The organism is Paenibacillus sp. MZ03-122A (assembly GCF_024213325.1).
In the GTDB taxonomy this organism is placed as follows: domain Bacteria; phylum Bacillota; class Bacilli; order Paenibacillales; family Paenibacillaceae; genus Paenibacillus; species Paenibacillus polymyxa_B.
This window is the reverse complement of the sequence record NZ_JANAVI010000005.1, coordinates 106114-118821: the sequence shown is the minus strand read 5'-3', so window position 1 is coordinate 118821 and position 12708 is coordinate 106114. Positions and strand designations below refer to the sequence as shown.

Here is a 12708-nt window from a genome sequence, read left to right as displayed (position 1 = left end):
GAAAAAAACATAGTAAGGAGCATATTATGAAAAGCACCGTTAAAAAAAGAATGGGATTACAATCCAAACTCTACTTCATCTTGCTCATTCCTTTAATAGTGATTGGCGTCATTGTACTGTGGACGACCAATCAATCCATCCAAAATGCTTCTCTATCAACCATGCAGCTAAACAATGAAACGCTGGCAAAGAACACGGCCCAGTTACTGGACAAATCCGCAGTCAAGAGCTTAAATACTGATTCTTCTGAGCAAAGTATCGAGTATAAACAACTTCGTAACGAGTTAAATACGCTCAGGCTGCAAACTGGAATCCTGTACATCTATATGTACAACCGTGTGGGCAATGAGTGGAAAATTACGGTAGATGGAGCCGCCTGGGACGACAAAGACTACAGTCCATTCGGAACTCCTGTAAGTTTTACCCTTAAAGAAACGGAAGAGAAATTGAAACAAGGGGAAACAGTGACTACAGATATCACAACGGACCCTGAGTGGGGGACGATGTTTTCCTCCTTTACTCCCATTAAGGATACAGATGGAGCCATCATTGGTTACTTGGGAATCGATAGATCCCTGTCCTCTGTGACTGAAGTATACGAACATACCTTGCCCGAGGCCTACCGATTAGTTATTCCTGTTATCTCCATCATTCTGATCATCTCCATTGCGGCTATGATGCTGGTAACTCGGCGGATACTGCGTCAGGTGAGATTTATTAAAAATACACTGGAGCAAGTAGCCGACGGCAACCTTACAGTTACATCGTCGCAAGTAACCTATGATCAGTTAGGCGAAATCAGCAAATTGACGAATAAAATGGTGGAAGCCATGTCGAATATGATTGTGGATATTCAAAGCAGTTCAAGCACACTCCAGCATGCATCGGAGAATATTGTCGTGACAACGGAGGGGACACTTCACCAGACTGAAGAACTTTCCCGCACACTCCAGCAAATTGCCGATGTTTCTATTAACCAAGCGGATCAAGCGGTGGAATCGGTTCAACAATCTGACCGATTAGGACAAACGCTGGATGAAGTCGGAAGCCATGTGCAACAATTTACGGATACGGCCCATCATCTCAATGAGGTTCGTAATCAGGTAGCCAGTGAGCATGAACTGTTATTAGAGAAAGGACGAGAAAGCGCCCTGCGTATCAAGCAGATGCAGCGCATGTCACACGCGTTAACCGAAAAATCCCGCGAGGCAGCTAACATCGGTCAGCAGGTACAGGGCATCGTAAAACAGACGCAGATTTTGTCCTTTAATGCATCTATTGAAGCCTCACGTGCAGGCGAAGCTGGCAAGGGTTTTTCTGTAGTCGCTCATGAAATGGGACAACTTGCCCAACAATCCGCCATATCAATTCGTGAAATCGACGATATTTTAAGAAGCTTTGTTGAGCAAATTGAGCAAATGGGTGATCAATTCGATGAAAACATAAAGACCGTCAATGAACAAGAAAACCAAATTTCGGTATGTCTACAGTCTGTTGACAAAGTTACTCAGGTTTCACAGGAAGTTCAGGAGTTGGCTGCACATCTAGCTCAATTGACGGCAGAGATGCAAGAGGTACGTCACAGCGTAGATCAACATTTAAATCACACAGCCAGCGCGGCACAGCAAACTGCCGGAATGACAGAAGATGTATCAGCAAGTGCTCAGAAGCAGGCCCTAGCGGTAAAAGAACTATCCGAAGTAGCCCGCAATTTGACCACACTATCAAACAATCTGCAGCGTCATGCCGACCAGTTCCGGGTAAAAACCGCTGAATAGTGAATAGTGAATATTATGTTGGATTCGATTCAACTGAACGAAAAGAAGTAAACTAAATGGAGCATTCGCTAACGTAGCGAATGCTCCATTATTATGTTTTGAAAGCTGAGCAGAGTTCACCTTTATCCGAGGAGGTGCATACATATAACCTAGAAGTGTGTATTCAAGCACTCCAGAATCATACCCGTTCTTATGATGGGGGTAGCGCCGCTGTTTTTACCTGTTTTGTATAAGAAGGATAGCCTCCCGTGTGCTGGAGCATTTCGATTTCACGCAAAATACGCGGCAAGTCAGCGATCGAGTTCATCACGATGTGGGCTCCTGCCCTTTTCAAACCATATACACTCTGTCTGCGTCGTTCCTCAGCCACTCTGTCATCCGCTTCAAGGTTGGTGGTTTGGACTGCGGTCAGCACGCTTTCGCTATGGTTCAACACACCAATCGTCCATACGCCGGCGTTCCGTCCCTCTTGCATATCGGCTGCTGTATCTCCTACTTTCACAATATCGCTCAGCGGAAATACCTGCAAGCGATGTGCAATTTCATAGATCATCCACGGATAAGGCCTCCCCTGCGAAACTTCACAAGGGGCAACCATACAATCCAGCGTATAGGGTGACTGTGCAGGCGTAAATACGTGACTGAGCATCTCCATCGGACAGGATGCAGTCGCACCTGACTGAATGCGACGATCCTGCAACTCCTGCAGCGCCCTGTCTATACCGATAGCAGGCTCAGCCCCTTGGATCAAAGAGCGGAGAACAGGGACAAGCTCAAGATAAATATGCTCAATATCCACTCTGCCAGGATGCGCACCAAAGCACTCCAGCCATTTTTTTCGAACCTCTGAAAGTCCCAGCACATTCGCGATATGATCCCGGATCGGCATTCCTCGCCCATGAGATACCTGTTCTTCAGTTACCTGTATACCTTTCCATCTGAAAATGTCACGCATTCCCTGGGTTAAGCCTCGTCCTCCGGGGTCTAACAATGTACTTTCGAGATTAAAAATAACCGCTTGTATCATGCAATCCCCGCCTTTCCGTACCGCGGCTATCCGCAATCTTTATTTTGCTTAGGAACATGATACACAGCTAACGTAAACTGAAATGTCGTAAACGGTAAGCGGATTGTAATTGAAAATAAATTCCTTGATTGGTTGTGAATACCGAGCGTGATAAGAGGAGGAGTCGCAACATGAGACAGCCTTGGAATGAATTTAATTCCAAAATGCCTTGGCGGATGGAGCTTGGTTGTTATGCGCTGAATAAACTGGCCTGTGGAGGATTGGTTTTTGGTCTCTTATGGATCTACTGCTATCTGACAGAAGAAATAACAGGAATCCCTCTGACTATAGCAGGCAATAGTGGTGAACTGACCGCGCAGCTGTGGGCCTATGGTTTTGCCCTTCCTGCCGCTCTTGCCGCTGATGCGCTACGCGATCTTTTACCCTGGCTTCGCAAGCCCGAGCAGATCACCCTATACCTCGCTGCAGGATTCAGCGTCTTTCTCCTGCTAGGTTCTTTGATGTCGCCTGCCGGAACGGGCATTTTATGGAGCAACGGCATCGCAGGTGCAGGGATTACACTGCTGTATTATGGAGGAAGGCACTGGCTAAACCGTGAATATGGATTACAGATTATGCTGGCCTTCCTCCTGCCACTGCTGCTATGGCCTATAGGGCTTCAATAATGTCGCCAGCGATCACGGAGGCAGGATGCTGGCGATGACGTGCGGCTGTTTCTCCAGCCGCACCATGCAGATACACGCCAAAAGCTGCTGCCTGCGAAGCATTCAAGCCCTGAGCCAGCAAACCTGCGATGATGCCTGTTAGCACATCGCCCGCACCGCCTGTCGCCATCCCAGCATGGCCTGTGGTATTGACGTAGGCCGTTCCGTCAGGACAAGCGATGACGGTACGCGCTCCTTTGAGCACCAGCGTGACCCCACGTGTTCGGGCGTACTCCCGGGCATGGGTGATGCGGTCACGCTGCACCTCTGCTGTCGGTATGCCCAGCAGACGAGCCATTTCACCGGGGTGCGGCGTTAGTACGACCGCCGCATTTCTTGGCTTCCAAGCCTCCAGCTCAGGCCCCGCCGAGGCGAGGATGTTCAAGGCGTCCGCATCAAGCACGAGCGGACCGCCGTATTCCTCCCACAGGCGGCGCAGCCAGCCGGTGTCCCCTGCAAAGCGGCCGAGGCCGGGGCCGACGGCCAGTACATCACGTGCCTGCGCGAGCTGTAGCAGCTCGTCTGCGGAGTCGGCATTCCATTCGCCGTCTCCGCCTGCTGCCGCGGCAGCGAGCATCAGTTCCGGCGCGGCGCCAATGACGCGCGGCAACAACGCCTCGGGCACCGCCCACGTGACAAGGCCGCTGCCGATGCGCAGGGCGGCACGTGCGGCCAGCAAGCCCGCGCCGCTCATGCGCAGGCTCCCGGCCGCGACGAGAACATGACCGTAGGTGCCCTTGTGCCCGTCCGGCACGCGGCTGCGACTTACATCTACGTCCAGCGCAGCGCGCAGCGTGTCACGGGTCAAGAGCCGCAGCTGCACGCCGCACTCACGGGCAAGGCCGGGTGGAATACCGATGTAGCGTACCACCACATCGCCTGCGGTCCCGGCGCCCGGATATTGGACGAGCCCACGCTTCAAGTAAGCGAGGCATACGGTGACGCGCGCACGAATGCACGGCTCGTGCAGCGCACCCGTGTCGGCGTCGAGGCCGCTAGGCACGTCTACCGACACGAGCGGCGCGCCGCTGGCATTGGCCTCGCGGATCAGCGAGGCGTAGGGTTCGCGCGGCGGGCCTTGCGTGCCCGTGCCCAGCAGGGCATCGACGACGCCGGAGGCGCCGCGCAGGTCGAGGATATCCCGGCCATAGAGGATCACCGGGATATCCAGAGCCGCGATGATATCGCGTTGCGCAGCCGCTTCACCGCGTAGCGTGTCTGGCGGCTCGACGTACACAACGGTGACGCGTAGCCCTGCATCGGTCAGATGACGGGCTGCCACCAGTCCGTCACCACCGTTGTTGCCTTTGCCTACGAGGATATACCAGTGTTCTCGTTCCCGTAAGTCATGTCGTCCTTGACTCCACATCTCTGTCCGTATAACACCGCCATGTCCCGGTATATCCCCCGGCCCTGTGTGTGTAACCTCTTCTGTCCACTGCGACCCCAACACTTCAGCACGATCATTTCCACGTGTTAGATCAGCAGTGCCTACTGAGAAGCCGCCGCCATTGCTCTTCCCACTTCTTTCGGCACATAGCTTCAACACCTCGTAAGCTACCGCGCGCCCGGCATTTTCCATCAAGGTAAGGGCCGGAATACCCAGCTTGTCAATTGTATAGCGATCCAATTCTCGCATTTCTTCGGCGGTCACCATATACATGCTTTTCGCCTCCCGTATAGCTATCCCTGCTTATTAATATCCAACCGTAAAACGGGAATTGACAAACTCCCCTTCTACTAACTCATCAATCAGGGCTACCGCATAATCTTCGACCGAGATACGGCTATGGCCTAATTCGTCAACCACCAAATGATCCAAACCAATACGGAACTGTCCTGTACGTTTTCCCAATTCAATTATTCCGGCAGGACTACAATAGGTCCAGTCTACATCCGCAGCGCGGTACAGCTCCAGTGCATCTGCATGGGCAGCCGCCAGTGGCTTCACTTCCTCCGGAAACTCGGCGGTATCCATGAGGCGTTCACCGTTTTCTGTTTTCAGACTTCCCGCTCCGCCAACGACAAGTATGCGCTCTGCGCCGGAACGCCGAGTTCCTTCCAGCAAAGAACGAGTCGCTTCGAGCAGTTCTTCCTCTTCTCCAAACTTGGGACCGTATGCGCTAATGATAGCATCGTGCCCTTTGGCCACGTCCGTAACGGAATTCGGATTTAAAATATCTGCTTGAACCACCGTCAAATATTCACTTTGCTCCGTCACACGTTGCGGGTCGCGCACCGCCGCCGTCACTTCATACTTACGCTTGATTGCTTCCTTTACTAACGCTTGACCAATGGTTCCTGTTGCTCCGAAAATAATAACTTTCATATAAATGTGCCCTCTTCCTGTCTATAATTTACTTACTGTTATTTATCCGTTTTATATCCAGCCTAAACCCGTACAGCATGTCAGCTTACAGTCCCCCCGGCTGTCGCCAGTACATCCCTTCCGACCTCGGACTGACCAATTGGAAGCCGAATTGCGCATACAAGCGGTCGGCCGGCTTATCCGCGATCAGTGTCACAAGGCTGCCCGTACGGTTGATTCGATGTCTCATGATGTTCTGTTGCAATTTCTACATTTTTATCCATGCTGAATCTCCTCCTGCTTGTAATCTTGTCTATTTTACCAAAAAATACTTCATATATCCTGGTCAAAGGGATACAAGCCCTTGAAATGCCTGTATGGTCTGTGCAATAGTGTAGAAAGAACAATGGAAGGAGGGATTGCGGGTGTCCCCGACGGACTTCGCGGCGTTAGCCGCATATATCTCACCCGGTCTGATTGCCTTCCTGCTGGCGTTGTCTTTGCTGGTATGGCTGTATGTTCACAGTGCAGCCCAGCTTCGAAATTCACGTCAGCAGCGGCTGGAAGAATTACAGGAATCGCTGCGTATTTATGGACGATTAGCTGGTTGTCTCCAACCCGCTACCCAGAACGGGTTCAATAACAGCGAAAAGCAGTACCAGAACGGACTCATCCACGCTCTTCAGGAAGCCAAAGCTGCTCCCTATTTGACCCCTCACCTTCAAGAGCAGGTTCAAGCATCCCTTCGGGAGTGTGATACATTCCGCAGAGAATTGCTTCTCAAATCACTGGAGCGTGAAATGAACAAACTCATCGAGGAACGGCGTCTTGTTCTGCTGGAATCTCATGCTCCGGGCTGGGGAACAGCATTGTGGAAGCTATTGCGCCCAGCAGCTGGTCCGTTGGCGCTGGCAGGAATCGTCTGGTTGGTCACAAGGCTGGTTATGGAACTGATAGCCTCCAGCCATGTCGATGTTAGTCTGCCCGATACTGCACAATCTGCCTCATGGCTCATAGGGCGTGCATGGATGAGGTTCGTTTCCGGCTTGATCGCTCTACTGTATGTGTACCGACTGATGACCCTGCGCAGACAAAATGATCTGGACGTGACGGCATCCCATTTTCCAACAAGCCTGTTGTGCTTAGTGATCGCCGCTGTCGCTCTGTTTCAATGGATCGGACCGGAAGCATCTCCCTACATACTGGCTGTTCAGCTTGTGCTGTTCTTGATTGGCTTCCGACTTACCCGCGGCCGCTCGCGCAGTGATCGTCCTTATGTTGGTCATCCCGGCTTGATCAAGGCAGATTCTTCTCAACATCAGGATTTACACGCAGCAGATAAAGATAAAACGGCTGACTCTTCTTTGGCAGAAGAACATATCCGGTCCTAAACACCAATAGCACAGGATTCTATTCCCGTATCCACCCTGCAAATCACATACCATCACAGGACATCCCAACAACAAAGAAAGAGATTATGGGGTGTCCTGTTTTTTGAACAATTTTTGGCTTTTTGAGGGGTTAGGCTTGTGCCAGTGATCAAGGAAAGGGTATATTGTTTATATAAATGTAAATCATATCGTTTTTTATGTATGAATATTGAAAAAAATCCATATATGTTAAACTACCATCAATTTATGATGTGCGTTAGAATTGGAGGAACTATGCAACTGGACATTTCTGAAAAATCACTTCCCGTTTATGAAGCGCTGGCCAGTGAGGTTCGGCTAAACATGATTGTTCTGCTTGCGGAGAAGCCTATGAATATACGTGAGCTGGCGGAAGCGTTGGGTCTCAGCAGTGCGATTATGACGATGCATGTTAAGAAACTGGAGAGAGCGTCCATTATTTCGACCAAAATGCTGCCTGGGCGAGGCGGAGTACAGAAAGTGTGCTCACTGGCTACAGACAAAATTGAAATCGCCATGCCACGCTACCAGCAGGATGTACGACAATTCCATCAGACGGAGATTTCTGTGGGACACTTTACAGATTTTGAAATACAGGCGACCTGCGGACTGGCTACCGTCGAAAAGATCATTGGTGAATTCGATGAGCCTCGTTCGTTCTTGGACCCTGAGCGCTTCAATTCCAAAATTCTATGGTTCAGCCAAGGATATATGGATTATAAGGTGCCGAATTTCCTACTGTCCAGCCAAAAAGCTGAGGAACTGGAAATTTCGATGGAACTATCATCCGAGGCCCCTTTTACCAATGATAATTGGCCTTCAGATATCACTTTTTTCCTAAATGATGTGAATTTGGGTACATGGACCAGCCCAGGGGATTTCGGGGATAACCGGGGTAAATACACACCTGCATGGTGGCCTGATTTTATCAATCAATATGGTCTCCTTAAAAGACTTCGCGTTACCTCCGAAGGTACCTTTATGGATGGCAAACAGATATCCGACGTGACTTTAAGCCAAGTACTGATTGATCAGAAGCAATGGAAATTCCGTATTGCCATATTGGATGATGCCCAGCATGTTGGAGGGGTTACTCTGTTCGGTACCGGATTTGGTAACTACAATCAGGACATCCTGTTCCGTTTGTACTACAAACATGCAGAAAATCATACCAAAACAGTAACGGTAGAAGCTGGCGATACTAGCAAATAACTTTTAGTTCACTTCAAAACCTGAACACGGCGTTTTGCCCATACTTCTATGGGAAGCAAAGCGCCGTGTTTTATTTTTTCATCCACTTATATCGTACTCTTATGCCAGGTGCTATGCGATTAGCGTACAGGTTCAATACATACAGGTGAAGGAACCTCTAGCACATATCCCGTTCGGGTCAGCCGTCCATCCTCACTATGGATGGCAAAGGATACGATGTTGTTTCCATCCTGATTCGCTACTACCAGATAACCGGACAAGATGTTGAAGTTACGCGGTGTGCTGCCCAAGGTTTCCACCCATTCCACCGTCTTCAGCTTGCCGCTGTCCAGATCGACATGGTATAGCACGATGCTGTCATGACCGCGGTTTGACACATACAAAAAGCGTCCACAGGGCGTAATCCGAATATCGGCTGCTGTATTTTCTACATCTATAATGCCTTCTGGCAGTGTGGACAGGCTTTGCATCAATGTAAGCTCACCATTACGTTCGTTATAACTAAACACAGCGACTGTATTGTTCAACTCATTGGCGACAAAAGCATATGGACGCGAAGGATGAAAAACCAGATGACGCGGTCCAGAACCAGGTGGCAAATCTGTCTCACGATGGGTCACCAGTTTTCCATCCTCTGTCAAACGGTATACCACAATCTGGTCCAGTCCCAGATCACATACCAGGGCATACTGTCCTGAAGGGTCTGGAATAATCGAATGCGGATGTGCCGCATCCTGGCGGTCCTGACGAATACCTGAGCCGGTATGCTGAACTTGCCCCGACATGTCTCCTAATCCTCCAGCTTCTGTCGTAGGGAACACAACGGCATTGCCGCCTGAATAGTTGGAAGCCAGCACATATCGTCCATCGGATGTTACGGAAACATAGCAAGTATGCGCTCCCTCCGTCCCTTTTCGATCCAAAGAATGTAATTCCCCCGTCTGGGCATTTACCTGATACGCATACAGCTCGCCTTCTTCTGTTTCACTGGCAGCATACAGCTTCGTCCCATCCGGGTGTAGCGCGAGAAAAGAAGGCCTCTCAATCCCTTCCACACCTCCAACCATGCGTAGATCACCATTGTTCACATGCAAAGCACATACATATATTCCTCTTTCCTGACGAGACGCATAAGTTCCTGTATAAAATAACTGCTCATTTCGCTCTTCCATCAGCTCTCATCTCCTTCTAGCTGTTTTTTTTACATATTATCTAGCTCTAAGCTCTACTATTTGTCTTGTTGTAAACTCATCATGCATTATTACCCAAGATTCTGTTGTTTCATTAACGTTTCGCGATATATGCAAAAAAATAGCCTCCTTCGGCGCCAACTGTGGTTCATAAGAACGTCACAGTTCACTCCAAAAGAGACTAAGTTTACGAAAAATACAATATTAAACCGCTGTGGTTTGCGTATCTCTGCTATTCCATTTTACAGCCAGCCCCAAACTAAGAATGAGAATGACTGCCCCAAAAATGTATGGCAAATTGATATGCACCTCGAACAATGTACCCGCAAGCGCAGGTCCTAGAATATTACCAATACTCATATAAGCATTGTTCATGCCGGCTGCAACTCCCTGCTCATCCCCCGCCATTTTGGATAAAGCAGTATTAATGGCTGGCCGTAGCAACGACGTAGCGGTAAAGAAGATGAGCGATACCCCGAGTACATAATAAAAGTTGCCGGAGAGCAGCATAAGCACAAGGGAAATCGCTGAAAACAGAAAGGAACCGATAATGACACCTTTTTCGCCAAAACGATTCAACATCGGGCTAATGACCACAGCTTGAATCACGGTTCCGACCAGTGCTCCTACCGTAATAATGATAGCAATATCACGCTCATTGTAATGAAACTTGCCCGTCACGAAGAAAGGAAACATCGTTTCAAAATGCGTCAGTCCAAATGTTAACGTGAATATCATAATCAGCAACATAAAGTAAGGCTTGCGGAAAGAAAGGGCAAACTGTTTAATCACATTGTCCCGTTTGACCTTGACATTCCGAAACTTCAACTGTTTCTCCAGCGACAAGGTTTCGGGCAGCATAATCAAGGAAATCAGTGCAGCTACGCCCGATACGGCCGCCGAAACATATAAGGGCGTACGAATTGAGATATCTGCTAGCAAGCCGCCCACACCAGGACCGATCACAAAGCCAAGAGACATGGCGGCACCCAACAACCCCATTCCTCTACCGCGATTGTGGACCGTTGTAATGTCAGCAATATAGGCCATCATCGGAGGAATCATAAAAGCTGCCCCTGCACCTCCTAGCAAACGTGAGATATACAGCATGGTCAACGATTCCCCAATCGCAAACAATACAGAAGACGCCGTCATGATTACCAAACCGATAATAATCATTTTTTTACGTCCGTATTTATCGGACCATTCTCCCGCTAGCGGCGAAAACAGGAATTGGGTTAAGCCAAACACGGCAACCAAATAACCACCCGTTTCACCACTTCCTCCCAAGGAGCTCATAAACTTGGGAAGGATCGGAATAATGAGGCCAATTCCCAGCATGGCAATAAACATATTAATCATCAAAATGACCAGCGGCCCCATTTTTAACTGTTGTGAATCTGACATGTAGCGTTTTGTCCTCCTCAGGTTCTTTATTTCGTATACGAAAATCTTATTTTGCAACCATTTCAGCAAAACTCTCCATTATATTAATAGAGTGTGAGACAAATAACAATCATAAAATACTTCCGATAACCCTGAATCTTTCCTTTGGCAGAACAGCAAAGAGGAACAACCTGAATAGACGACGTTGTCCCTCTCATAACGATTCATAATCCTTTATTTTTGTACAATAGCAATTGCAATATCATAATCAAATTGCTGAATCTCTGCGGATGGAATATCAAAAGGATTCACAGGCTTAAGCTGATTCGACTCGATCCAATATGCCCCCTCCGTAGTATTACGCTCGTAACCATTACGCTCCATCCAAGTAAACAGGTCATCATAAATGGTGTTCAGTCGTTCACGATCTCCCTGAAAACGAGTGACCGCATACTTCCCTTCAGGTATCTCAATGCGTTCAAGGCTATCCGGTATTTCGTTCCAAGAGGACACTTTAACGCCCACCTTGACCGTCATACTTCCTTTCTCCTGAGCAACTGTCCATTGGGGAGTTAAAACATAGCCCGTATCCACGTCCAGACGACCAGGGTGAATCTCTGGAACAGTCTGTTGCACCCGTTGCCACTGCTTCCGTACCTCATCACCCAGCTTGGCAAAAGGGGCCTGTGCGGTCAGAGCCGCCACCTTGAAAGCAGGTAATCGTCGAATGTCCACAATGAGATTTGAATTCATCCTATTTCCTCCTCATCAAGCGGATGCTACTCTGGTCTCTACGATCCCTGTTGTGGATCTTCGAATAGCTCCTGTATCATCTTTTCCTTGTTATTCAGAAATTGTTTCGTAATGATAAAATGATCGGTTTCCTCCAGCGTCGGGGTGTCGATCCCTTCATGTGTCAGATGATACAAGATGGAATCCGGATAAGCCATCAAAATAGGGGAATGAGTAGAAATGATAAACTGCGAGCCCTGCTGCACCAGCTCGTGAATCCGTGCAAGCATGGCCATCTGGCGCAAAGGTGATAACGCAGCCTCCGGTTCATCCAAAATATACAATCCTTGTCCTCCAAACCGATGCACAAAGGCAGCAAAAAAAGACTCGCCATGCGACTGCTCATGCAGCGATTTACCCCCATAGGAATCTCGAATCGGTCGCCCTCCTCCTTCTCGATCCAGCTCGTCGATGTCAGTCGCCACATTATAGTAGCTCTCCGCCCGGAAAAAGAAGCCATCCCTTGGCTTTTCCACCCCTCTCACCAGCCGGATATGCTCATACAGTGAGGAATGCGTGGCTTGTGTAGAAAAATTGAAATTTTTAGTACCGCCCTCTGGATTAAATCCCCACGCGACCGCGATTGCCTCCATAAGCGTCGATTTACCTACGCCATTTTCTCCAATAATATAGGTGACGGAAGGATGGAATTTCAGTTCGTTCCACTGGTGCAGGGCTTTTAAGTTAAACGGATATTGGCTCTCGTCAGCATCTGGAGGCCATATCAGCTCCAGGCGACGTATGAAAAGATTGCGGTCCCATATACTCATGTCCAGTTCAGCTCCATTGCCAAGCAATTCACTAGGTTTTCCATCATTATATTGGAATTATTTACAGCAATCAATCGGAAATCCCATTTCGTAACCCTTCTGTTGTTATTCAAGCGATTATTGTAGGTATAA

The 12708-nt window shown here is 48.9% G+C and carries 11 protein-coding genes and 1 pseudogene; 4 read left to right on the top strand and 8 right to left on the bottom strand.

What is annotated here, in order from left to right:
• Window positions 1-26: 26 nt before the first annotated feature.
• Complete coding sequence (locus NLX74_RS12690) at window positions 27-1778, top strand: methyl-accepting chemotaxis protein (RefSeq protein WP_254328939.1); 1752 nt, start codon at window positions 27-29, stop codon at window positions 1776-1778.
• A 190-nt stretch (window positions 1779-1968) separates the two neighbouring features.
• On the opposite strand, the gene NLX74_RS12685 is transcribed toward NLX74_RS12690, so the two are convergent.
• Window positions 1969-2805 (bottom strand): HAD hydrolase-like protein, encoded by an 837-nt coding sequence (locus tag NLX74_RS12685; RefSeq protein WP_254328938.1) that lies wholly within the window; start codon window positions 2803-2805, stop codon window positions 1969-1971.
• A gap of 170 nt (window positions 2806-2975) precedes the next feature.
• Between NLX74_RS12685 and NLX74_RS12680 the strand changes: the two genes are divergently transcribed.
• Window positions 2976-3470: a hypothetical protein gene (locus tag NLX74_RS12680; RefSeq protein WP_254328937.1), complete on the top strand. Its 495-nt coding sequence runs from the start codon at window positions 2976-2978 to the stop codon at window positions 3468-3470.
• Here NLX74_RS12680 and NLX74_RS12675 read toward each other — a convergent pair.
• The 3 genes and pseudogenes from NLX74_RS12675 to NLX74_RS12665 all read right to left on the bottom strand — a co-directional run.
• Window positions 3454-5172: an NAD(P)H-hydrate dehydratase gene (locus NLX74_RS12675; protein WP_254328936.1), complete on the bottom strand. Its 1719-nt coding sequence runs from the start codon at window positions 5170-5172 to the stop codon at window positions 3454-3456. The two genes, NLX74_RS12680 and NLX74_RS12675, sit on opposite strands and share 17 nt — an antisense overlap.
• Before the next feature lie 33 nt (window positions 5173-5205).
• Window positions 5206-5838 carry an NAD(P)-dependent oxidoreductase gene (locus tag NLX74_RS12670; protein ID WP_061831169.1) on the bottom strand — a complete coding sequence of 211 codons (633 nt, stop codon included), beginning with the start codon at window positions 5836-5838 and terminating at the stop codon, window positions 5206-5208.
• An 85-nt stretch (window positions 5839-5923) separates the two neighbouring features.
• A pseudogene (locus tag NLX74_RS12665) lies at window positions 5924-6043 on the bottom strand (GNAT family N-acetyltransferase); the annotation flags it as partial.
• Between the two features lie 199 nt (window positions 6044-6242).
• Here NLX74_RS12665 and NLX74_RS12660 point away from each other — a divergent pair.
• Window positions 6243-7208: a hypothetical protein gene (locus NLX74_RS12660; protein WP_254328935.1), complete on the top strand. Its 966-nt coding sequence runs from the start codon at window positions 6243-6245 to the stop codon at window positions 7206-7208.
• A 273-nt stretch (window positions 7209-7481) separates the two neighbouring features.
• Window positions 7482-8438, top strand: coding sequence for an ArsR/SmtB family transcription factor (locus NLX74_RS12655; RefSeq protein WP_061831167.1), 957 nt, complete (start codon window positions 7482-7484; stop codon window positions 8436-8438).
• A gap of 119 nt (window positions 8439-8557) precedes the next feature.
• On the opposite strand, the gene NLX74_RS12650 is transcribed toward NLX74_RS12655, so the two are convergent.
• The 4 genes from NLX74_RS12650 to NLX74_RS12635 all read right to left on the bottom strand — a co-directional run bounded on the left by NLX74_RS12650 (window position 8558) and on the right by NLX74_RS12635 (window position 12576).
• Entirely contained in the window at window positions 8558-9610 is a 1053-nt protein-coding gene (locus tag NLX74_RS12650; RefSeq protein ID WP_254328934.1) for a lactonase family protein, read from the bottom strand.
• 222 nt (window positions 9611-9832) lie between these two features.
• Window positions 9833-11035, bottom strand: coding sequence for an MFS transporter (locus NLX74_RS12645; RefSeq protein WP_103046771.1), 1203 nt, complete (start codon window positions 11033-11035; stop codon window positions 9833-9835).
• A 213-nt stretch (window positions 11036-11248) separates the two neighbouring features.
• Window positions 11249-11767: a GyrI-like domain-containing protein gene (locus NLX74_RS12640; RefSeq protein WP_254328933.1), complete on the bottom strand. Its 519-nt coding sequence runs from the start codon at window positions 11765-11767 to the stop codon at window positions 11249-11251.
• A gap of 38 nt (window positions 11768-11805) precedes the next feature.
• A complete protein-coding gene (locus tag NLX74_RS12635; RefSeq protein WP_254328932.1) occupies window positions 11806-12576 on the bottom strand; it encodes an AAA family ATPase in 771 nt (256 codons plus the stop codon).
• Window positions 12577-12708 lie beyond the last annotated feature (132 nt).